Annotated in this window: 20 protein-coding genes; 16 read left to right on the forward strand and 4 right to left on the reverse strand. The window is 66.3% G+C overall.

Going from position 1 to position 21,262, the window contains the following annotated elements; genetic code table 11:
* Positions 1-128 precede the first annotated feature (128 nt).
* The 9 genes from B9C43_RS16940 to B9C43_RS16980 all read left to right on the forward strand — a co-directional run bounded on the left by B9C43_RS16940 (position 129) and on the right by B9C43_RS16980 (position 10,579).
* Positions 129-1,124 (forward strand): lysylphosphatidylglycerol synthase transmembrane domain-containing protein, encoded by a 996-nt coding sequence (locus tag B9C43_RS16940; protein WP_033381146.1) that lies wholly within the window; start codon positions 129-131, stop codon positions 1,122-1,124.
* Between the two features lie 135 nt (positions 1,125-1,259).
* Positions 1,260-3,029: a spermidine synthase family protein gene (locus B9C43_RS16945; protein ID WP_084427433.1), complete on the forward strand. Its 1,770-nt coding sequence runs from the start codon at positions 1,260-1,262 to the stop codon at positions 3,027-3,029.
* A 260-nt stretch (positions 3,030-3,289) separates the two neighbouring features.
* Complete coding sequence (locus tag B9C43_RS16950) at positions 3,290-5,008, forward strand: hypothetical protein (protein ID WP_143446365.1); 1,719 nt, start codon at positions 3,290-3,292, stop codon at positions 5,006-5,008.
* 205 nt (positions 5,009-5,213) lie between these two features.
* Complete coding sequence (locus tag B9C43_RS16955) at positions 5,214-5,912, forward strand: acyl-ACP--UDP-N-acetylglucosamine O-acyltransferase family protein (RefSeq protein ID WP_033381143.1); 699 nt, start codon at positions 5,214-5,216, stop codon at positions 5,910-5,912.
* Between the two features lie 9 nt (positions 5,913-5,921).
* Positions 5,922-6,158 (forward strand): acyl carrier protein, encoded by a 237-nt coding sequence (locus B9C43_RS16960; RefSeq protein WP_037271333.1) that lies wholly within the window; start codon positions 5,922-5,924, stop codon positions 6,156-6,158.
* A gap of 17 nt (positions 6,159-6,175) precedes the next feature.
* Positions 6,176-6,913: an SDR family NAD(P)-dependent oxidoreductase gene (locus tag B9C43_RS16965; protein ID WP_084427437.1), complete on the forward strand. Its 738-nt coding sequence runs from the start codon at positions 6,176-6,178 to the stop codon at positions 6,911-6,913.
* Complete coding sequence (locus B9C43_RS16970; protein ID WP_084427439.1) at positions 6,910-8,295, forward strand: AMP-binding protein; 1,386 nt, start codon at positions 6,910-6,912, stop codon at positions 8,293-8,295. The genes B9C43_RS16965 and B9C43_RS16970 overlap by 4 nt, the downstream gene beginning before the upstream one ends.
* Positions 8,292-9,350: a LuxE/PaaK family acyltransferase gene (locus B9C43_RS16975; protein WP_084427440.1), complete on the forward strand. Its 1,059-nt coding sequence runs from the start codon at positions 8,292-8,294 to the stop codon at positions 9,348-9,350. Before B9C43_RS16970 ends, B9C43_RS16975 begins: the two co-directional genes overlap by 4 nt.
* Positions 9,314-10,579 (forward strand): acyl-CoA reductase, encoded by a 1,266-nt coding sequence (locus B9C43_RS16980; protein WP_084427442.1) that lies wholly within the window; start codon positions 9,314-9,316, stop codon positions 10,577-10,579. The genes B9C43_RS16975 and B9C43_RS16980 overlap by 37 nt, the downstream gene beginning before the upstream one ends.
* Here the strand turns inward: B9C43_RS16980 and B9C43_RS16985 are convergent.
* Positions 10,576-11,388, reverse strand: coding sequence for an HAD family hydrolase (locus B9C43_RS16985; protein WP_084427444.1), 813 nt, complete (start codon positions 11,386-11,388; stop codon positions 10,576-10,578). The two genes, B9C43_RS16980 and B9C43_RS16985, sit on opposite strands and share 4 nt — an antisense overlap.
* A gap of 109 nt (positions 11,389-11,497) precedes the next feature.
* On the opposite strand from B9C43_RS16985, the gene B9C43_RS16990 reads away from it, so the two are divergent.
* The gene (locus B9C43_RS16990) at positions 11,498-12,370 is read left to right on the forward strand and encodes an LLM class flavin-dependent oxidoreductase (protein ID WP_084427446.1); all 873 of its coding nucleotides are present in this window, start codon (positions 11,498-11,500) and stop codon (positions 12,368-12,370) included.
* A gap of 47 nt (positions 12,371-12,417) precedes the next feature.
* Here the strand turns inward: B9C43_RS16990 and B9C43_RS16995 are convergent, their stop codons facing one another.
* Complete coding sequence (locus B9C43_RS16995) at positions 12,418-12,633, reverse strand: hypothetical protein (protein WP_084427448.1); 216 nt, start codon at positions 12,631-12,633, stop codon at positions 12,418-12,420.
* A gap of 405 nt (positions 12,634-13,038) precedes the next feature.
* Between B9C43_RS16995 and glf the strand changes: the two genes are divergently transcribed.
* The 4 genes from glf to B9C43_RS17015 are packed head-to-tail and all read left to right on the forward strand — an operon-like array spanning position 13,039 to position 16,651.
* The gene (gene glf, locus B9C43_RS17000; protein WP_033381133.1) at positions 13,039-14,229 is read left to right on the forward strand and encodes a UDP-galactopyranose mutase; all 1,191 of its coding nucleotides are present in this window, start codon (positions 13,039-13,041) and stop codon (positions 14,227-14,229) included.
* Positions 14,222-14,761 carry a phosphatase PAP2 family protein gene (locus B9C43_RS17005; protein WP_051894985.1) on the forward strand — a complete coding sequence of 180 codons (540 nt, stop codon included), beginning with the start codon at positions 14,222-14,224 and terminating at the stop codon, positions 14,759-14,761. The genes glf and B9C43_RS17005 overlap by 8 nt, the downstream gene beginning before the upstream one ends.
* Positions 14,733-15,653, forward strand: coding sequence for a decaprenyl-phosphate phosphoribosyltransferase (locus B9C43_RS17010; protein WP_084427450.1), 921 nt, complete (start codon positions 14,733-14,735; stop codon positions 15,651-15,653). Before B9C43_RS17005 ends, B9C43_RS17010 begins: the two co-directional genes overlap by 29 nt.
* An 11-nt stretch (positions 15,654-15,664) precedes the next feature.
* A complete protein-coding gene (locus B9C43_RS17015) occupies positions 15,665-16,651 on the forward strand; it encodes a suppressor of fused domain protein (RefSeq protein ID WP_084427452.1) in 987 nt (328 codons plus the stop codon).
* On the opposite strand, the gene B9C43_RS17020 is transcribed toward B9C43_RS17015, so the two are convergent.
* Together B9C43_RS17020 and B9C43_RS17025 are read right to left on the reverse strand one after the other, a co-directional pair.
* The gene (locus B9C43_RS17020) at positions 16,648-17,406 is read right to left on the reverse strand and encodes a decaprenylphospho-beta-D-erythro-pentofuranosid-2-ulose 2-reductase (protein ID WP_033381129.1); all 759 of its coding nucleotides are present in this window, start codon (positions 17,404-17,406) and stop codon (positions 16,648-16,650) included. The genes B9C43_RS17015 and B9C43_RS17020 overlap by 4 nt on opposite strands.
* Positions 17,403-18,749: a decaprenylphosphoryl-beta-D-ribose oxidase gene (locus B9C43_RS17025; protein ID WP_084427454.1), complete on the reverse strand. Its 1,347-nt coding sequence runs from the start codon at positions 18,747-18,749 to the stop codon at positions 17,403-17,405. The genes B9C43_RS17020 and B9C43_RS17025 overlap by 4 nt, the downstream gene beginning before the upstream one ends.
* A gap of 61 nt (positions 18,750-18,810) precedes the next feature.
* On the opposite strand from B9C43_RS17025, the gene B9C43_RS17030 reads away from it, so the two are divergent.
* Together B9C43_RS17030 and B9C43_RS17035 are read left to right on the forward strand one after the other, a co-directional pair.
* On the forward strand, positions 18,811-19,236 hold the full coding sequence (locus tag B9C43_RS17030; RefSeq protein ID WP_033381127.1) for a GtrA family protein: 426 nt from the start codon (positions 18,811-18,813) through the stop codon (positions 19,234-19,236).
* Positions 19,237-19,262: 26 nt separating this feature from the next.
* Positions 19,263-21,158 (forward strand): glycosyltransferase, encoded by a 1,896-nt coding sequence (locus B9C43_RS17035; RefSeq protein WP_084427456.1) that lies wholly within the window; start codon positions 19,263-19,265, stop codon positions 21,156-21,158.
* Positions 21,159-21,262 lie beyond the last annotated feature (104 nt).

The raw sequence follows: 21,262 nt of genomic DNA on the forward strand, positions 1-21,262 counted from the left end.
AGCCGATGCCCGACGGTCTCAAGACAACCTTTCCGGCCGTGCGAGCGTCTTTACCAAGTCCACATAGGCGCGTTCCCCAAGGCCCATCGCCGTCGACGAGCAAGGCGCCAACCGAGCACGGAGACCATATGACGAGCATCGAGGACGATGCCAAGAAGGAAGACGCGGAGGCTCCGGTAGCCCCGCCGGCCAAGTCCACAAAGCAGATCGTGATCGCGTGGGCGCGGCGTGTCCTCGTCCTCGTGGTGATCGGTTTCGCGGGCTGGCAGGTGGCCAAGAGCTGGAACGAGGTCTGGGCCACGCTCAAGACCTTGTCCTGGAGTGCCGTGCTGATCAGCGAGCTGTTCGTGCTCGCGGGCATCTTCCTCGGCGCGTACGCCTGGCAGATCATGGTCGACGACCTCGGCAAGCCGATCGGCTTCCTGCGTGGCTCGCAGTTCTACCTGGTCGGCTCGCTCGGCAAGTACGTTCCCGGCTCGGTGTGGGCGTACCTGCTGCAGATGGAGCTCGGCCGCAAGGCCGGTGTGCCGCGGGCCCGGATCTTCGTCGGCACGTTGATCTCGCTGGGTGTCTCGGTCGTCGCGATGTCGCTGCTCGGATTGCTGTCGCTGCCGAGTGTTCTGGATCATGCGCCGAATGCCGTGTGGCTGTTCGCGTTGCTGCCGCTCGGCATCATCGCTTTGCACCCGAAAGTGTTGACTTGGGGCACTTCGCTCGTGCTGAAGCTGCTGCGCAAGGCCCCGCTGGACCACGAGCTGCGCTACGGCATCGTCGGCAAGCTGCTCGGCGTTCAGGTTGCCTCTTATGTGTGTTACGGCACGCACCTGTGGGTGCTGGCCGAGTCGGCGGGTTCACCGACCTTCCGCGACTGGTTGCTGACCATCGGCGCCATCTCGGTCGGCCTGCTCGGCGGCATCTTCGTGTTCATCCTGCCGTCCGGCGCGGGTGTCCGGGACGCCATCCTGGTCGGCGTGCTCGCGAGCACCCTTCCCGCGTCCCAGGCGCTGGCGTTCGCGCTGGTCTCCCGCCTGATGTTCATCGTCGGCGAGGTGTTGTCGGCCGGCGTCGGCTGGGTGCTGCCGAAGCTCAAGCGCACACCTGCGGAGGTCCCCGCGGAGGCCTGAGCCTTCCATCCATCGCGACACTGAAAACCCGGCAGAGTTTCCTGCCGGGTTTTCTGCTGTGTCAGGACAACTTTTCCGCGACGCCACCTCGTCACCCCATCGTCCAATGTGTCTTTTTCCAGGGGGTCTGGGGTCATGGTCACGATTGCTGTCGCGGACAAGGACGTCCACGTCGGTGCTCCGCCGTCGGGCACCCCGGACAGACAGGTGCGGCGGGACCTGGGCGTCCGCGCTTTACAGACCCTGCTCAGCGCGTCACTCCTGGGTTTTCTGCTGCACTGGCGGTACGGCTACGGGGCGGGCAAGGTCGACCACTGGATCCTGTCGCCGCAGGGCATCAACTGGGCCGACCCGACGAAGTTCAGCAATGACTGGATTTTGGAAAACGCGCCGCAGCCGCATTGGTTCTTCGATGTCGTGACGTGGTTCGGCGCGACGATCGACCAGTTGGGCGCGGTGTACTTCCTTTACTGGGCAATCAGTTTGGTGGTGTTCGGCGCGGCAACCGTGCTGCTGGCGCACAAATGGGCGCCTGTGCATCCATGGGTCGCCACCGTGATGGTCACCATGCTTGGCGGGATCACGCCATGGTGGTTGCTTGGCACCGGTTCGCCGATGCTGGCGATCGCCTTGCCAGGGGTGCTGGCAGGTTTCCTGATCTACCTGGTCCTCGCGGCCCTGCTGACCGGCAACTATCGGATGGCCGGGATCGTTGCGCTGCTCACCGCGATCGTGCATGTCCAGCAAGGCGGCGTGGCCGCGGTGCTGTTGTCCGCCGTCGCGGTTGTCCATTTTGTACGGAACCGCCGAATTGACTGGTGGCTGGCCGGTTCGGCCGTGGCCTGCCTCGGGATCATGGTCGCCGCACTGAAAGCACGGCCGGTCGCCGGCAACGTGAACGACTTCGCCCAGGCATGCCAGAAACTCATTCCGTACCACTGTGAGGCCACGAGCTGGCCGTCTCTGGTGCTGTGGCAGGGAATCGCGATGGTCGGCCTCGCCCTGCTGTCCGTGTTGTACATGACACGGCAGTCATGGCCGGTGTGGGCGGCCACACTCGGGCTGTCCGCGTTCGGCCTGCTCGTCGGTGTCACGGTGGACCGTTGGGACGTACCGACGCTCGGCGTGCTGGCGCAGGGCCTGAACATCTACCGGCTGGACGTGCTGCTGATGCCGTTCGCGGTGTGGGGCGTGCTGCTGCCGATCTTCGGGCGGTTCAAGGAATGGCAGCGCTGGGCCTTGCTCGGGGTGGTGCTGTTCCTGGGTTTCCACGTGGTCGGCATGCAGTTCTACGAGTCGGCGTACCCGCTGGAGCGGCCGAACGGTGGCCCGTGGATGGCAGTCTTCGCGTTCGCGTTGACGGTCGCGTGCGCCTGGGCGAGCCGGACCAAGGCCGCGGTCCGGGTGGCGGCGACCGTGATGGCGTTGTCGATCGCGTTGTCGATCACCGACAGCCCCAGCATCACCCTCAAGGCGCTCGATGCGACCTTCATCCAGGATGACGACCTGCGCGAATGGGGCGAGGCCGTGCAGCGGGTGGTCCCACCGGGCCAGCAGCTGATCGCTCCGCCGTTGGCGATGCACATGAGGCTCGCCACTGCCCGGGGCGTGCTCGCGGACTGCAAAGGCGGCCCGTACGGCGGTCCGGCCTGGCAGGACTATCAGGACCGGATCGAAGACCTCGGCGGGTTCGGCCAGTGCCTCGATGTCCGGCCGGAGGTGTACCAGAAGTTGTCCGCCGACCGGGTGGAAATGATCGCCCGCAAGTACGGCACGCGATTCGTCGTGTTCGAGGGGGACGACAACACGGCGGTCGCGGGACTGCGGCGACTGGGCTGGCGCGAGGTGCTCGGTCCACACCGCAGCGTCAACAACCGTGTCTACCAAGCGCCTTGGTCCGCGTGAAATGTGAGCAGGTGGATCAAAGGCGTTGATCCGTTCAGCTCAGCAGAGCGTTTCAGTGAGGTTAATCATCGAAGAACTCCTTGGCCGATGGCAACTTTTCCCAACCGGCTGCGTATCTATCTATAGAGAGACTGGGGAGTTTCGGTAGGGGTTTCGCTTGACCCAAGGGACAGACAGTGGTGGATACACTCACGCCTGAAACGCGTGTACTCCCAGTACAGCCGGACGACGCCGGCAGACAGCGTCCAATGTGGCCCAAAGTGGTATTGCACATCAGTTGGGTTCTCGGTCTTGCGGCCGTAGTCGTGGCGCGAGTCGCCCGATATGGATTCACGCCTGCCGACCAGGGATTCATCCTGGCCGGCAGTTGGCGGTTGCTGCACGGTGAGATCCCGCACGCGGACATCGTGTCCGCGCGGCCGCTCGGTTCCGCGGTGCTGCACACCATTGATTTCCTGAGTCCGGCGCCGCTGTTCATCTCGTCGGTCTACATCGCGATGGTCCAGATCATCGTGTTCACGATCGCGTGCGCCGCGCTGCTGACCAGAACCTCGCCGTTGCAGTGGGGTCCGATGCGGACCTTGCTGGTCGCCGGGGCGGCGCTGATCAACCTGCACCTGTTCACGTTGATGGCCTGGCACACCATCGACGGGCTGATGCTGTCCGCGGTCGGCTGGTGGCTGATCGACGCCGGACTGCGGTCGGGTTCCGGGTGGCAACGCCGGATCGGGCTGTTCCTGTTGGGTTTCGCGGTCATGACCAAGCAGAGCTTCGCGCTTGTCGTACCGATCGGTTTGCTGCTGCTGTTCCTGCACCCGGCGGCTCGCCGGCAGCGCAAGTCCTGGCAGCAGATCGTGGCCGACGTGCTGTGCCTCGGTGGGTTCCCGATCGTCTACGTCGCGGTCGTAGCGGCCGCGGGTGGGCTCGACGACGCGCTGCGGCAGTTCACCGGCGCGAGCCCGACGTACGGTGAGTCGCTGGTCTCGTTCTGGGGGAACGATTTCCACCTGCTGCCGGAGCTGACTCAGGCCGAATGGCGCACGGCCATCCTCTGGGTCTTCGCGACCGCGACGGCCATTGCCATCCTGTGGCTGCTGCGCGAACGGATCGGGTCGGCTGGGATATGGCTGCGGATTCTGCTGGCCGGCACCGGTGCGACGCTCACCATCGTCGCGTTGGTGCAGACCGAGTTGGAATATCCGCCGTTCTGGGCGATCGAGATCTTATGGATCTTCGTAGCGGTCGTCGGCCTCGACGCGGTGGTGAACAAGCATTTCCCGTGGCGGCCGGTTCTGCTCGTGGTTCTGGCTTTTTCGGTCAGCCTCTCGTGGGGATACGACTATCCGGCGCTGCTGGCGGGCACACTCGTCTTGGCGACGCTTGAACTTCTGCTTTCCGCCGTTCCCGAGGTGAAAGTCGCACCGAGGGTGGTGACCGCGCTCCTCGGCGTTATCGGACTGGCGGCAGCGGGTTATGGGCTTGTCCAGGCGCACGACAAGGGCATCGCCGCAGATCTGCCACACGATCAGCTTGCCGTGAATCTCGGTTCGGTGGCGCCGGAAATGAACGGCATCCGCACAAGCCCGGGCGTGGCCGCTTATGTCCAGCAAATCAAAGACTGCGTGCAGCGCTATCCGGCCGAAAAGGTCGCAGTTCTTCCGGACAACGCGTTTGTCTACCCGGTGATGAAACTGCGCAACCCGTTCCCGTTGGACTGGCCGCTGCCGCTCGAACTCGTCGACGACTCGGCTCAGCGGATGCTGGCGACGGCCGATCAGCTGAACCGCGAGGGCAACTACCTGGTGCTGTTCCAGACCGTCGAGGTCGCCGACATGCGCAAGGGCAAGCCGGTGCCGGACTCGGTGGGCACCGACACACCAGTGGTCGGGAGCGCCGATTTGAGCGTCGTGCAGGTGAGGTTCAGGCTGACCGGCCAGCGGGTCGACTGTGGCGGTTTCATCGGTGTGTGGGCTCGCTAGAACCGCGTTGACCAGGCAGCTTGGTCGGAGCAGTAGCGGTCAAGGTGCCCGTGGCGCGTCCGGTACAGTGACTTCCCGGTCCCGCCTGAAGCGTGCGGGTCCACACGTTGCCTTCGCCGGCCTTCGTCACAGTACGGACGCGTTCTGCGGTTGCGCGGCGGGAACGTGCGTGACAACCACCAAACCCGGGCAGGACTGACATCCAGTGGCGAACCGAATCCATCCAACGGCGATCATCGGCGACGGCGTAGAGCTCGGCGACGACAACGTCATCGGCCCGTACACAGTCATCGTCGGCCCGGCCAGGATCGGCAACGGCAACTGGATCGGCCCGCACGTGAGCATCGGCGGCCCCGCGGAGTACCTGCGCGGCGCGCACCCGGTCGGCTGGGAGGGCGAGGTCGAAGGCCCCGGCGTGGTGATCGGCGACGGCAACAAGATCCGCGAGTTCGTCACCGTGAACCAGGGTGTGCACGAGCCGACCCGCCTCGGCGACGACTGCTACGTGATGGGCCGCGCGCACGTCGCGCACGACTGCACGATCGACGACGGTGTGATCCTCACCAGTGCGGTGCAGGTCGCGGGCCACTGCCACATCTGGGCGGGCTCCAACCTCGGCCTCGGCACCGTCGTGCACCAGCGCACCGTGATCGGCCCCGGCGCGATGGTCGGCCTCGGCTCCGCCATCCGCAAGGAGGTGGGCGCGTTCACCATCACACTGGGCAACCCGGCCCGTACCTCCGGGATCAACGTCGTGGGTCTTCAGCGCAGGGGATGTGACGAAGAGGCCATCGCGGCACTGCAAGGTTTCCTGACCGGCAAGGAGTCCGAAGTTCCCGCCGGTCTGCCGGACGAGGTGGCGGCCCTGCTCAAGGCGTGGGCCGACCGGGCACCCCAGGACTGAAGGAGAGTCATGTCACTCAACGACCGGCTGCGCACCGTCTTCATCGAGACGATGCAGCTCGACGCCGACTTCGACGTCGAGAACCTGAAGTACCGCGACATCGAGGAGTGGGACTCGGTCGGGCACATGGCGCTGGTCGCGGCGATCGAGGACGAGTTCGACGTCCAGTTCGACACCGACCAGGTGATCGACATGAGCAGCTTCAAGGTCGCCGTGGACATGCTGACCACCATGGGAGCGAAGTGACATTTTCTCCTGGAGCTTTGTCTTCTGGAACTCCGCTCGCTGAACGGGTTGCCCTGGTCACGGGTGGGACCAGGGGCATTGGCCTCGCCACCGCGAAGGCGCTCGCGCAGGCGGGTGCCACCGTGGTGATCACCGGCCGGGACGAGGCCGTCGCCAAGCAGGTCGCCGAGGAGTTCGGTGGCACCGGGCTCGGCCTTGACGTCGCCGATGCCGACGCCGTTGGTTCGTTGGTTCGTTCCGTGGCCAAGGAGCACGGCAGGCTCGACATCATGGTCGCCAACGCCGGGATCATGGAGGGCGGCCTGCTCGGCATGGTCAAGGCCGACGCCGTGGACCGCACGCTGGGCATCAACGTCGCGGGCACGCTGCACTCCGTGCAGGCCGCCGCGCGCGTGATGATGCGCAAGCGCACCGGCTCGATCATCGTGCTCGCTTCGATCGCCGGTGAACAGGGCAGTGCGGGCCAGACCGTGTACGCCGCGTCCAAGGCGGCCGTGAGCAGCATCGCCAAGTCCGCGGCCAAGGAGCTGGGCAGGCACGGGATCAGGGTGAACGCGGTCGCGCCCGGCGTGATCGAGACCCAGCTGACCGCCGATCTGAGCGAGGACGTGCTGACTGAGCGGGCCAAGCAGACCCCGCTCGGGCGGCTCGGCCAGCCCGAGGAGGTCGCCGCCGTGATCCGGTTCCTGGCCAGCGACGACGCGTCCTTCATCACCGGGCAGGTGCTCGGTGTCGACGGTGGGCTCGTGCTGTGAGCTCGCTCATCGGATCCCAGGCGCGGCTGATCGACGCGGTGGACGGGTCCGTGCTCGCGGGAGCCGACCTGTCGGCGCGCGTGGCGCAGAGTGCGGAGGAACTCTCCGCGCTGCCTGACGGCGTGTTGTTCGCCCGGATGTCGCAGAACATGCCGAGCGTGCTGCGTTACCTCGGTGCCTTCGAGTCCGGCCGGGCGATCGCGATGATCGACCCGTCGCTGGACGCGGACGTGCTGGCTGGGCTAGTTGCCCGGTTCCGCCCGGCTGCGGTGCTTGGTGCGGAGGGCAATGCGCCTGCGGGCTATCGCCTTCGCGGCATGTCCTGGGAGCGGATCTCTCCGGAAGGCGTGAAACCGCATCCGGATCTGGCGGTGCTGCTGCCGACAAGCGGCTCGACCGGCAACCCGAAGCTGGTGCGGCTGAGCCGGTCGGCGATCCTGCACAACGCCGACTCGATCGCGCAGGTGCTCGGGATCGACGCGGACGAGGTCACCGCGACCAACCTGCCGTTGCACTACAGCTACGGGCTTTCGGTGCTCAACAGCCACCTGTTGCGTGGCGCGACCGTTGTCGTGGAAGCCAACGGCGTCATGGCTCGTCCATTTTGGACGACCGTGGAGACGTACAAGGTCACGTCGCTGCCAGGTGTGCCGTACCACTACGAGATGTTGCGGCGCTTGCGGTTCGACCCGGCGAAGTACCCGAGCCTGCGTACTTTGACGCAGGCAGGCGGAAAGCTGCGCGTCGACCTGGTCACCGAGTTCAACGACAAGATGCGCGCCGTGGGCGGGCAGATGTTCGTGATGTACGGCCAGACCGAGGCCGCGCCGCGGATGTCCACAGTGCCCGCGGATCGGCTCGCTGAGAAGCTCGGTTCGGCCGGACCGGCGCTGCCCGGTGGCGAGTTCAGCATCCGTGCCGAGGACGGCAGCGAGATCACCACGCCCGGTGTGGACGGTGAGGTCGTCTACCGCGGCCCGAACGTGATGATGGGCTACGCCGAGAACGAGGCCGAGCTGGCCAACGGTGACGAGGTCGGTGGCGTGCTGGTCACCGGTGATCTCGGACACCTCGACGAGGACGGGTACCTGTACATCACCGGCCGCTTGAAGCGGATCGGCAAGGTGTTCGGGAATAGGGTCAATCTCGACGACCTTGAACAGGTCGTGAAGGGATACGGCCCGGCCGCCGCGGTACCCGCGGGCGACAAGGTGGTCGTCTGGCTGCAGGACGCCGACGCCGAGGCCTGCAAGGCCGCGGCCAAGACGCTGTCCGAGCGGCTGCACCTGCACGTGACCGGCTTCGACGTGCGGCCGGCCGACGACTTCCCCCTGCTGCCCAGCGGCAAGATCGACTACCGGTCTCTGGAGGCCCGAGTATGACGGCCCTGTTCGAGCTCACCCAGGCCCAGCGCGAAGCCACTCTGCTGCCACAGCTGACCGAACTGACCGAACACCACCGCGCCAACTGCGAGCCGTACGACCGGGTCCTCGGCGCGCTCGGGATCGAGCGCGGCAGGCACTTCGACTCGATCGCGGACCTGCCGTGGCTGCCGGTGCGGATGTTCAAGAACCACGACCTGAAGAGCGTGCCGGACTCCGAGGTCTTTAAGACGCTGACCTCGTCGGGCACGACCGGCGCCGGTGCCTCGCGGATCTACCTGGACAAGGAGGCCGCGGGCGCGCAGACCCGTCAGCTCGGCGCGACGCTGCAGACCGTGCTGGGTGGCAAGCGGTTGCCGATGCTGATGGTCGACACGGTCTCGATCATCAAGAACCGCCGGTCCTTCTCCGCTCGTGGCGCCGGGGTGCTCGGCATGGCAACGTTCGGGCGCAACCACGTGTACGCGTTGGACGAGAACGACCAGCCGGACGTCGAGGCGGTCAAGGGCTTCCTGGCCAAGCACGGCAACGAGCCGTTCCTGATCTTCGGCTTCACCTTCATGGTCTGGCTGTACCTCTACGAGGTCGCTCGTGAGCACAACCTGGACCTGTCCAACGGGATCCTGATCCACTCCGGCGGCTGGAAGAAGCTGATCGACCGGTCGGTCGACAACGCGGAGTTCCGCCGCCGGTTCGCCGAGGACACCGGCCTGACCCGGATCCACAACTACTACGGGATGATCGAGCAGATCGGCACGGTGTTCCTGGAGGGACCGTCCGGGAACTCGTTGTACTGCCCCGATTTCGCCGACATCGTGATCCGCGACCCGGAGACCTGGCAGGAGCAGCCGGTCGGCAAGCCCGGCGTGATCGAGGTGATCAGCACACTGCCCCGGTCCTACCCGGGACACGTCCTGCTGACCGAGGATCTCGGTGTGCTCAACGGGATCGACGACGGTGACTGGCCGGGCAAGCGGTTCTCGGTGCTCGGGCGGCTGCCAAGGGCCGAAGCTCGCGGATGCTCGGACACGTTCTCGGGAGGGCAGGCGGCGTGAAGTTGCGGCAGCGTTTCCCGGCGGGCGCGGACATCGCGGCCGACGCACTGCTGGCGGAGATCTCGGCCGAGCCCGAAGGCGGCCCGCTGAAGGTCGGCGACGAGCGGATCATCAGTTTCCTGACCAGCTTCGCGCGCAAACTGCTCGCACCCGCGGTGGCCCGGCGGTTCCCCGAGCTCGCCTCGCTCGGCTTCTTCCTGCGCAAGGCGGAGATCGCGAAAGCCTTGGCGCGCTTGAGCGACGGCGACGCGTCCACTTTGCGCTTCGCGCGTGGCCTCGTCTTCCACATCCCACCGGCCAATGTGGACACGATCTTCGTGTACTCGTGGGCGTTGTCGGCCTTGGCGGGCAACCGGAACGTCGTGCGCATCTCGCCGCGTTCCGCCGGTGCCGCGGAGGCCGTTGTAGACGCTCTGAACGAGGCGTTGGCCGACGCGCACCCCGCGGTGGTCCAGACGCAGCGGATGGTCACGTACGACCGGAATGACGCTGTCACAGCGACTTTCTCGGCTGCTGCCGACCTGAGGGTGATCTGGGGCGGCGACCGGTCGGTCAACGAGGTCCGCAAGCTGCCGTTGGCGCCGCACGCCCGTGACCTGACTTTCCCGGACCGGGCGTCCTTCGCGGTGATCTCAGTGGACGGTTGGCAAGCCGCTTCGGCTGAGGCGCGCAAGGAAGCGGCTGTCGGGTTCTACAACGACTCGTACTGGTTCGACCAGGCCGCGTGTTCCTCGCCCCGGGTGGTGTTCTGGGTCGGGGACGCCGAGAAGGCCGAGGCCGGTCGCGAGGAGTTCCGCCGGTTGCTCGGCGAGGTGCTGGTCGCGCGAGGCGAGGTCATCGATCCCGCGATGGCCGTGCAGAAGCGTGTGTCCACGTATGGCGCGGCTGCTGACGGTGTGGCGACCTCGATTCGCTTCGACGGCAACGTCCTTGCGACTCTTGAGCTCGCCGAGCCGACGGTGCTCGTGCGGGAATGGCTGGGTACAGGCACTTTCCCGCAGGTGACCGTGGACCGGCTGGCCGACTTGGTGCCCGCGATCGAGCGCAAGGACCAGACGCTCAGCGTGTTCGGGTTCTCCCGCGACGAGCTGATCGGCCTGGTGAACACGCTCGCTGGCCGGGGGATCGACCGTGTGGTGCCGTTTGGCTCGGCGTTGACGTTCTCGGCCATCTGGGACGGCTTCGACCTGCTGCACGAGTTCACGCGGCTGACGACGGTCAGTGTCTAGAACCAGCGCTCAAGAACCTGTGCGACGCCGTCCTCGGAGTTGGTCGCGGTGACCTCGTCGGCGACGGCGAGCAGGTCGGGATGCGCGTTGCTCATCGCGACGCCGTGGCCTGCCCATTCCAGCATCGGGATGTCGTTGGGCATGTCGCCGAACGCGACCACGTCAGCCTTGGCGACGCCGAACAGCTCGGCGGCTTTGGCCAGCCCAGTCGCCTTGGTGACGTCCTTTTTGGAGAACTCCAGCAGGCCTTGATTGGTCGAGTAGGTGATGCTCGCCGCGTCCGCTAAGACGGGAACAACCGCACGCGCCATCTCGTCGCTGGTCATCCCGCGGTGCCGGATGAGCATCTTCACCCCGGGCTGACCGACCGCCTCCGCGAGCGAGCGCTCAGCGATCTTCGTGTCGCCCCATGGGCTGGCGTACTCCGGTTCGCAGACAAAGGTTTCGTCGATTCCGTTGTACGGGAGGCGTTCCACCGCGACAACCGATCCCGGCAGCAGATCCTTGACCGTGTCCGCGATGTTCCTCAGCAGCACGGGATCGAGCGTTTCCGCTGACACCACAGTGTCTTTGCCGATGTCGTAGAGCACGGCGCCGTTCGCGCAGACCGCGTACCCGTTGAGGTCCGCCATCGCGGCGATCGGCGTGATCCAGCGTGGCGGACGGCCGCTGACGAGCAGGAAAGGAGTCCCGGTCGCGACAACCCTGCCGACGACGTCCTTGGTACGCGTGGTGATCGTTTCGGTCACATCGAGCAAGGTTCCATCGACATCTGAGGCGATCAGCAGGGGTTTCTCCACACAATCCATCCTGCCTGATGCCCCGCCGCGCACCGAGCCTTGTGATCGACGTCAACTTGAGCGTCCAAATGGCCGTAAGCTGGGCGACAGATAGTGGAAAGCGCTACGGTCGATCATCGTGCGAGTTGGTATCGAAATCCTCCCCGAGCATCGTTGGTGGGCAGCCGAGCCCAAGTGGCGTGCCGCGGAGGAATACGGCTTCGACCACGCGTGGACCTATGACCACCTGGGCTGGCGCAGCCTGGTGGACGGGCCATGGTTCGGTGCCATCCCCACACTGACCGCGGCGGCCATGGTGACCTCCAAGATCCGCCTGGGGACGTGGGTCGCCTCGCCGAACTTCCGGCACCCAGTCCCGTTCGCCCGCGAGCTCACGGCCGTCGACGACGTCTCCGACGGCCGCTTCATCCTGGGCGTCGGCGCAGGTGGCAGCGGCTACGACACGAAGGTGATGGGCTCGGACCCACCCCGCAGCCGGTCGGACCGTTTCGCCGAGTTCGTGGAACTCCTCGACCTGCTGCTCCGCCAAGACCGGACCACCTGGCGTGGCGAGTACTACGAAGCCGTCGAGGCCCGCAACGCCCCCGGATGCGTCCAGAAACCACGGTTGCCGTTCGTCGTGGCCGCCAACGGCCCGAAAGCGATGACTGTGGCCGCCCGCTACGGCACAGGCTGGGTGACGACAGGCGCCGGGCCCGTCGACGACATGGAGTCGTGGTGGGCTTCGGTGGACGAGGTGTCCAACCGTTTCGCATCGACTCTGGAAACAGTGGGCCGCAACCAGGCGACCATCGATCGTTACCTGAACCTCGACGGCGCGCCGGAGTACGTCCTCACCAGCGTCGAGCACTTCCGCGAGGTGCTCGGCCGCGCGGAGGCGCTGGGCTTCACCGACGTGACCGTGCCGTGGCCCCGTCACGACGGTATCTACGCGGGCTCGGAGCAACTCGTCGAGGACATCGCCGCGGAAGTCCTGCCAGCGTTGCGCTGACAACAAAAGAGGGCGAGCCCCCGGCCCGCCCTCCGCTTGCTGCCTGCTCAGCCGCCGATGGACCAGATGACGAGGTCCCACTCGGCATGGCCGCGGTCGTAGTAGCACGCGGCGCCGACATCGCTGCTGCGGTACTTGACGGCCTCAGCCTCGCACTGTGCCTCATTCGGGTAGCTGCCGATGTAGACCCAGTCGGCCCAGGCGGTGCCAGCACCGGCGAACATGATGCCCACGGCGGCGACAGCGGCCGCGACGCGTCCCATGTCTTCTTCATGTTGGTGATCATCTCATCGAATTACGCCGTTCGCCGGAATGACAAGAAGGCTTCACTGTGGACTAAAAGGACGAGGTCAAGCGGCCTTTCGGAGTACTGGAGGCGCGGATTGCTCCATTCGAGTGATCACGTGGAACCGCTTACCCGTCACGCACGTCTCTTGTGATGTGCCGGCGAGCACACCGGAGGGGCGGGGGCAACGCCCCCGGCGATCAGCCGAGCGACGGGTGGGGGAGCCCGCGCACCACGGCTGGCGCCGGGGGCTGACCCTGATGAACGACAGGTGACGTATCACCGAACGACACGCCTGGTGATAATGCTTGCGCAGGACTTCTTCCTCGGTTAAAGGGGCTGGTCGAACGTGGCCGCAGTCGAGTCGGTACCCTCAGCGCCCGTGAACTTCGATGGCTATGACCTGGTAATCGTCGGTGCCGGATTCTTCGGCCTCACGGTCGCGGAGCAGACCGCGACGAAGCTGAACAAGCGCGTCCTGGTGCTCGAGCGCCGGTCGCACATCGGTGGCAACGCGTACTCGGAGGCCGAGCCGGAGACCGGCATCGAGGTCCACAAGTACGGTGCGCACCTGTTCCACACTTCGAACAAGCGCGTGTGGGACTACGTGACCCAGTTCACCGAGTTCACCGACTACAAGCACCGGGTCTACACCAACCACCAGGGCCAGGTGTACCCGATGCCGATGAACCTGGCGATGATCAACCAGTTCTTCGGCCGCGCGTTCACCCCGGACGAGGCCCGCCAGCTCGTCGCCGAGCAGGCCGCCGAGGTCGACGCCAAGGACGTGCAGAACCTCGAGGAGAAGGCGATCTCGCTGATCGGCCGCAAGCTCTACGAGGCGTTCATCAAGGGCTACACCGCCAAGCAGTGGCAGACCGACCCGAAGGACCTGGACGCGGGCATCATCACGCGCCTGCCGGTCCGCTACAACTACGACAACCGGTACTTCAACGACACCTACGAGGGCCTGCCCAAGAACGGGTACACCGCGTGGCTGGAGAAGATGGCCGAGCACCCGAACATCGAGGTGCGGCTGAACGTGGACTACTTCGACGTCCGCACCCAGATCCCGGCTGGTACTCCGACCGTCTACACCGGACCGATCGACCGCTACTTCGACTACTCCGAAGGCCGGCTGGGCTGGCGCACGGTCGACCTCGAGCAGGAAGTCGTCTCGACCACCGGTGACTTCCAGGGCACCTCGGTGATGAACTACGCCGACGAGGACGTGCCGTTCACCCGGATCCTGGAGTTCCGCCACTTCCACCCGGAGCGGGACTACCCGACCGACAAGACCGTCATCGTCCGGGAGTACGCGCGCTTCGCCAAGGAAGACGACGAGCCGTACTACCCGATCAACACCCCCGAGAACCGCAGCATGCTGGAGCGCTACCGCGAGCTCATCAAGAGCGAGGCCAAGGAGCGCAACATCATCTTCGGTGGCCGTCTCGGTACCTACAAGTACCTCGACATGCACATGGCCATCGGATCCGCGCTGAGCACGTTCGACAACAAGGTCGCGCCGCACCTGACCACGGGTGCACCGCTCGACGGGTCGCTTGATGCCTGATTCGAAGGAGATCGCGGTCCTGGCTTCGGTGCAGGGCGCGATTGCGACTCCCGCGGTGCTCAAGGTCGCCCGCGGGATGTCGTTCTTCGGTGAGCACAGCCTTGGGTGGCTCGCGGTCGGGGCGGTGGGTGCCGCCGTCGACCGCGAGCGCCGTAAGGACTGGATGGTGGCCACCGGCGCTGTGTTCGCCGCTCACGCCGCGTCCGTTGTGGTCAAGCGCGTCGTCAGGCGAACGAGGCCGGATCACGAGACTGTGCAGGTGCATGTCGGTACGCCGTCGAAGCTGAGCTTCCCGTCGGCGCACGCGACCTCGACGACAGCCGCCGCCGTTGTTTATGGAGCCCTTACCGGCAGGCGGCTATCACCGATGTTGGTTCCGCCGATGCTCCTGTCGAGGATGGTGCTCGGCGTGCACTACCCCAGTGACGTGGTGGCCGGCTCCGTCCTCGGTGCCGCCATCGGCGGGATAGTGCGCCGCAAGCTGAACGGCAGGAAAGGAAGCCATGGGCAACAAAGTGGACGAAGCGACTGAAGCTGCGGCGCCCAAGGCATCGACCAGCGTGGTCGCCGGCCTGATCAGGACCGCGCGGCCACGTCAGTGGATCAAGAACATCCTGGTGCTGGCCGCGCCGTTCACCGCGTCGCGGCTCACCGACACCACGGTCCTGGCTGACGCCGGTATCGCGTTCGTCGCGTTCTGCCTCGCGGCTTCGGCCGTGTACTTCGTCAACGACACGTTGGACGTCGAGGCCGACCGCGCACACCCGACCAAGCGCAACCGGCCGATTGCGGCCGGGATCGTGCCCACGCAGCTTGCCTGGGCCATCGCGGCCGTGCTGTTCCTCGGCGCGCTCGGCATCTCGTTTGTGGCCAGCTGGCAGCTGGCCGTCGTGATCGGCGTGTACGAGCTCGTCCAGCTCGGTTACTGCTTCGGCCTGAAGCACCAGACAGTGATCGACCTGTGCATCGTGGCCTCCGGCTTCCTGATGCGCGCGATCGCCGGTGGCGCGGCCGCGGGTATCCCGCTTTCGCCGTGGTTCCTGCTGGTCACCGCGTTCGGCTCGCTGTTCATGGTGTCCGGCAAGCGCTATGCCGAGATCACCCTGTTCGAGAAGACCGGCGCGAAGATCCGGGCGTCGCTGGCCAAGTACTCGGCCAGCTACCTGCGGTTCGTCTGGGCGACTTCGGCCGCTGTGGTGATCATGACCTACGGCCTGTGGGCGTTCGAGATCCGGCAGGACCACCACAACTCGGTCTGGTCCTCGGTGTCGATGATCCCGTTCGTCATCGCCGTGCTGCGCTACGCCGTCGACGTCGACGGCGGTACGGCTGGGGCGCCGGAGGACATCGCGTTGAAGGACCGTGTCCTGCAGGTGCTCGGGGTCGCGTGGGTCGCGTCCCTCGCGTTGGCGGTCTATATCTAGGCTCCTCCGGCATGGACGATGCCCCCGGCTGGTCAGCGATCGACGCGGCGTGTGCGCGGATCTACGGCGACGAGAAGCCCCAGCACTGGGGAACGCTGCTGAAATGGTCGTTGGGCGGCGAGGACCCGCTCGACGGCGTCAGCGCGTACACGCGGACCGAGCCCGTGCCGCACTGGCATTACGTCAGCTACGGCATGTCCGAGTTGTACGACAAGGAATCCGAGGACGCGGACGCCTCCGGCTGGGGCTTCGAGTTCACGTTCCGGCTGGTTCGCCGGGCTGACCAGACCGAGGCCCCGATCTGGCCGGCGAACCTGATGCAGAACCTGGCCCGCTACGTCATCCAGACGGGCAACTGGTTCGCGCCCGGCCATCACATCGACGCGAACGGCCCGATCGCGGCGGACAGTGCGGACTCACTGATTCGTACGCTCGCGTTCATCCAGGACCCCGAGCTCGGCGAAATCGACACCCCCAACGGCGCCGTGCAGTTCCTCCAGCTCGTCGGGCTCACGCCGGACGAATACGAGGCTGCGGCCGAGTGGCACACACAAGCCCTGTTGGCGTTGTTCGAGCCCCGGATGCCGCTGTCCGTCACGGACATCGACCGGACGTCGCTGCTGACGCCTGAGCTGCTCGAGCAAGTCCGGGCAGGCGTTGAGCGGGACGGCTCGAACAGCGGCGAGCTGATGGTCGACGTGGCCGAGTGGGACCTGAGCGAGGGCGTGACGTTGCGGTTCGGCACAAAGCCCGCCGAACGCATCGGTCGCACGCTGCGCGGCAGGCTGCCCTTCGGCTACGGCCTGCTGGTCGCGTCTGCCGAGCAAGCCGTCGGTTTCCTGCCGGCGGACCAGTTCTCCGCCGAGCAGTCCCAAGACGGGATCCTGACTGTGGCCATCCCCGAGGCTGCCCTCGACGAGGTGGTCGCGGCGTTCCGCCCCGTCGCGGGGCGGACGCCGGTTGCCTCTTTGCCTGGTGTGACGATCGAGATCGTCTAGAACGGCAGCTTGCGGAAGATCGGTCGCGGCACGTGCCGCAGGATCGACATCACGCCACGCATGGCCGCGGGCGCCCATACCTGCTCGCGGCGGTTACGCACGGCACTGACGATGATGTCGGCGACCTGGTCGGCGGTCTGCGACAGCGGGGCCTCCTTCAGGCCCTCGGTCATCTTCGTGCGCACGAAGCCCGGCCGGACGACCGTCACGGTCACACCGTGCGGCTTCAGGGCGTACGTCAGGCCCGTGTAGAAGGCATCGAAGCCGGCCTTGGTCGAGCCGTACACGAAGTTCGACCGGCGAGCGCGCTCACCGGCAGCGGACGACAACGCGACGATCGAGCCATGGCCCTGCTTGCGCAGGCGCTCGGCAAGCGGCACGCCGATGGTCAACGCGGCCACGTAGTTGATCTCGGCGAGCTCGCGCGCGACGTCGACGTTCGTCCACGCCTCTTCCTGGTCACCGAGCACGCCGAACGCCACGATCGTCACGTCGATGTCGCCGTCCGCGAACGCCTTCTCGATCACCTCGACGTGTGTGTCGGGCTGCCGGGCGTCAAACGGCAGCGTGCTGACAGTCGCGCCCGCCTCGCGCAGCCGCGCGGCCGCGGCGTCGAGACGGTCGGACGGGCGGCCCGCCAACGTGACCCGCAACGACGGGCGCTGACGGGCGTATCGCTCAGCGACCGCTAGGCCGATCTCGGAGGTGCCGCCGAGCAACAACAGGGACTGTGGGCTGCCAACCGCGTCGATCACGTAAGCCTCAACCTTCTGGCCATATCGGAGACAAAGATTCCGGTCGGGTCGACATCGGCGCGCACCTTTCGCCATTCGTCGATCCGGGGGTACATCCTCTCGATCGCCTCGGGCGTCGTCCTGGACTCCTTGGCCAGGTACAGCCGCCCACCGGCGGTCAGCACGAGCTCGTCGAGCTCGGCACACAGTTCCGCGAGACCGCGCCGGACCGGCAGGTCGACTGCCAGCGTCCAGCCCGGCTCGGGGAACGACAACGGGGACCGGTTGCCTTCACCGAACCGTTTGAGAACGTTCAACAGCGAGACGTGGCCACGCTCGACCATCATCCGCACGCTGCGTTTGACCGCTTCTTCCTGGCCGAACGGGATGACGTACTGGTACTGCAGGAAGCCGCGTGGCCCGTAGGCCCTGTTCCACTCGCCGAGGATGTCCAGCGGGTGCAGGAACATCGTGATGTTCTGGATCGCGCCGTGCCTGGTCGGCGATTTGCGGTACCAGAGCTCGCAGAACGCCCGCGCGGTCAGCTTGTTCAGCAGCCCGGGCGGGAAGATGTTCGGGATGGTCAGCAGCTGAGGTGCGTCGAACTTCAACGGGCTGGCCCGCAGCTTGCGCGGCAGGTCGTCGAGCGTTGCGTGGTTCGCCCTGGTCAGGATGCCGCGGCCGAGGTGCTTGCCGGTGGCTGTGGTGTCGAACCAGGAGACCGACTCGAGGTACTTGTCGTCGTCGACCGACTGCCGGGCCATCAGCTCGTCGAGGTTGTCGATCTGCTCGGTGTCGACCTTGAAGTACGCCGTCTCGACCCGGTTGAGCTTCAACTTCGCCCGCACGACCACGCCGGTGAGGCCCATGCCGCCCGCAGTCGCCCAGAACAGGTCGTCGTCCGGTGTGAGCGTGTGGATCTGGCCGTCCGCGGTGACCAGGTCCATGGACTCGACGTGGTCGCAGAAACTGCCTTCCACGTGGTGTGCCTTGCCGTGGATGTCGGCGCCGATCGCGCCGCCCACGCTGACCTGCCGCGTTCCCGGCAGCACCGGCAGCCAGAGGCCGAACGGCAGCAGCCTGCGCATCAGCGTGTCCAGGCTCACGCCGGCGGCGGTGTCGACCGTGGCGGTCTCCACGTCGATGGAGTGGATCCGATCCAGGCCCGTCATGTCGATGACCAGGCCACCCGCGTTCTGCGCAGGGTCGCCGTACGCACGGCCGAGGCCGCGTGCGATGACGCCGCGCTCGTCGGCGGACCGCAGCGCATCGATCACTTCCTGGACGGTCCGTGGGACGACGACTCGCGCGGTACTCGGCGCTGTCCGGCCCCAGCCGGCCAGCGTTCGCAACTCGGCATCCACCCGGCTGAGCGTACCCAGCGCCGACTTTTAGACTGCTTGGGGCGCCGAGCAGTGAGGAATCATGGTGACGGCAGTGGACACTGGCTCTCCCACCGGTTCGCGAAGTGTGGGTTTGCTCACCCAGATCATCCGTTTTGTCGTGGTCGGCGTGCTGGCCGCGGCGGTGGACTACGGCAGCTACCAGGCACTGGTGGCAATGGGCGCGTGGGTGCACCTGGCCAAGGCGATAAGCTTCATCCTCGGTACCACCACCGCCTACCTGATCAACCGGCGTTGGACGTTCAACGCCACGGGCGGTACCGCGCCGGTCGCGAAGTTCATGCTGCTCTACACCACGACGTTCTTCGTGAACGTGGGTGTGAACGCGCTGATGCTGCACCTGCTCGGTGACTTCCGGTGGCACCTCACCGTGGCGTGGGTGATCGCCCAGGGCACGGCTACATTGATCAACTTCGTGATGCTGCGGACCGTGGTGTTCCGCGACTGAGAGCCGTCCTGGAGGACTGAGGCGCGATGCCCGGCAAAACCGCACCGGCCCGGACCAGCACGCCCCGCGCGCGGAGCAACGGTCGCGCCCCGGAGAAGCCCGCCCAGCTGGTCACCCAGCGCGCCCTGTTCGGCGGCCCGTCGCCGCTCGTCAGCGACGACCTCTATGCCCAGGTGACCTCCGGCACGGCCAAGCGCTCGCGTGACGGTGTGACCGTCGAGCCGTCGTCGGCCGTGTCGATGAACACGTACTTCGGCCGCTTCCCCGCGAGCTACTGGCAGCGCTGGACGGTCGTGCGCGAGGTGACCGTCGAGCTCGTCGCGTCAGGCACCGGACGCTTGACCGTGCACGCCTCGGACTACGAGGGCGTGTCCCGGACCGTCGCCTCATCGGTTGTTGCCGCTGACGGCCCAGTCACGTTGTCCGCCAAACTCGACCGGTTCATCGACGGCGGCGCGTTGTGGCTCGACATCGAAACCGGCGTCGGCGAGACGCTGACCGTGTCACAGGTCCGCTGGACCGTCGCCCCGCCGGAGACCTTGCGCCCGACGGCAGTGGTGATCTGCACGTGCAACCGTGCCGATGACTGCCTGAACACCCTCGAAGCCCTGGCCGCGGACCCCGAAGCACTTGCCGTGGTGGACACGATCTATGTGGCCGACCAAGGCACGGACACGGTGGACTCACGGCCGAAGTTCGCTGAGGTATCGAAGAAACTGGGCAAGAAGCTGGCGTACATCCAGCAGCCGAACCTCGGCGGCGCCGCAGGCTTCACCCGTGGGTTGTTCGAGGCCGCCAAGCAATCCGACCACGCGAACGTCCTGTTCATGGACGACGACGTGTTGCTGGAGCCAGACATCGCGATCCGCCTGACGGCGTTCGCCAACCGCACGGCACACCCGGTGATCGTCGGCGGCCAGATGCTGAACCTGCTGCACCCCAACAACTTGCACGTCGGTGCGGAGTACGCGGACCTGGAAGGCCTTGCCGCGGGAAGGGTTTCCGAAGGCGCGTTGTCCAATGCGGACCTGCTTGGCGTGGATGCCTCCGGCAAGCCGAACCGCCAGGAAAGGCGAGTGGAAGCGGGCTACAACGGCTGGTGGTCCTGCCTGATCCCCACGGAGATAGTCCAAGCGGTCGGCTACCCACTGCCGGTGTTCTTCCAATGGGACGACGCGGAATACGGCTACCGCGCCAAAGCCGCCGGCTTCGCCACGGTGACATTGCCGGGCGCGGCGGTATGGCACGCCGATTTCATGTGGAAAGACTGGGACGACTGGCACAGGTACTTCAACCTGCGCAACTCGATGATCACGGCAGCCCTGCACAGCCCGTTCAACACCAAGCGCGTCGCCCGAGTGATCGCCGCCCAACTGACCCGATACCTGCTGTCGATGCAGTACGGCCTAGCGGCCACGATGCTCAAAGCAGTAGAAGACTTCCTCGTCGGCCCATCGATCCTGCAGGACGGCGGCGCGGCGGTGGTAGCGGAGATCCGCGCCCTACGCGCCCAATACCCGGACACATTCCGCCACAGTCCAGCGGATGTGCCGGAACTGCAGAACGGCGAACTGCCCCTGATCCCAGCAGGCCCATCGCCCAAGAACAAGCCGGTGCGCCTGCTCCAACAAGTCGCCAACCAGTTGCTGGGCAAGCACTCACTGGACAGGGGAGCGGTCAGCCTCGAGGACGCAACCTGGTGGCACGTCTCGCGGTTCGCGAACGTAGCCGTGACGGACGCATCCCAGGAAGGCGTCCGCCTGCGCAAATACGACCGCGACCTGATGCTCAAGCTAGGCAAGCAGTCCGCAGCCGTGCTCAAGCGCTTCATAGCCGAAGGCAACGCGATCCAGCACCAGTACAAGGCAGCAATGCCAGAGCTGACCAGCCGCGAAAACTGGGCCCGCCTCTACCAACTCTGACGGCCACGGCCCATTTGACACCAACCGGCCCAGAACAGGCCCCGGCCACTCCCGGGGGCGACCCCGCTGCCAGTCTATCGGGATATGGGCAGGTCAACCGGGCT

This window comes from Kibdelosporangium aridum (assembly GCF_900176515.1).
In the GTDB taxonomy this organism is placed as follows: Bacteria; Actinomycetota; Actinomycetes; order Mycobacteriales; family Pseudonocardiaceae; genus Kibdelosporangium; species Kibdelosporangium aridum.

What these genes read in the sequence shown, in the direction of transcription:
- B9C43_RS16940 (WP_033381146.1), top strand. Translation starts at nt 129, where the DNA reads ATGACGAGCATCGAGGACGATGCCAAGAAGGAAGACGCGGAGGCTCCG.
- B9C43_RS16945 (WP_084427433.1), top strand. Translation starts at nt 1,260, where the DNA reads ATGGTCACGATTGCTGTCGCGGACAAGGACGTCCACGTCGGTGCTCCG.
- B9C43_RS16960 (WP_037271333.1), top strand. Translation starts at nt 5,922, where the DNA reads ATGTCACTCAACGACCGGCTGCGCACCGTCTTCATCGAGACGATGCAG.
- B9C43_RS16975 (WP_084427440.1), top strand. Translation starts at nt 8,292, where the DNA reads ATGACGGCCCTGTTCGAGCTCACCCAGGCCCAGCGCGAAGCCACTCTG.
- B9C43_RS16980 (WP_084427442.1), top strand. Translation starts at nt 9,314, where the DNA reads ATGCTCGGACACGTTCTCGGGAGGGCAGGCGGCGTGAAGTTGCGGCAG.
- B9C43_RS16985 (WP_084427444.1), bottom strand. Translation starts at nt 11,388, where the DNA reads ATGGATTGTGTGGAGAAACCCCTGCTGATCGCCTCAGATGTCGATGGA.
- B9C43_RS16995 (WP_084427448.1), bottom strand. Translation starts at nt 12,633, where the DNA reads ATGGGACGCGTCGCGGCCGCTGTCGCCGCCGTGGGCATCATGTTCGCC.
- B9C43_RS17005 (WP_051894985.1), top strand. Translation starts at nt 14,222, where the DNA reads ATGCCTGATTCGAAGGAGATCGCGGTCCTGGCTTCGGTGCAGGGCGCG.
- B9C43_RS17010 (WP_084427450.1), top strand. Translation starts at nt 14,733, where the DNA reads ATGGGCAACAAAGTGGACGAAGCGACTGAAGCTGCGGCGCCCAAGGCA.
- B9C43_RS17015 (WP_084427452.1), top strand. Translation starts at nt 15,665, where the DNA reads ATGGACGATGCCCCCGGCTGGTCAGCGATCGACGCGGCGTGTGCGCGG.
- B9C43_RS17030 (WP_033381127.1), top strand. Translation starts at nt 18,811, where the DNA reads ATGGTGACGGCAGTGGACACTGGCTCTCCCACCGGTTCGCGAAGTGTG.
- B9C43_RS17035 (WP_084427456.1), top strand. Translation starts at nt 19,263, where the DNA reads ATGCCCGGCAAAACCGCACCGGCCCGGACCAGCACGCCCCGCGCGCGG.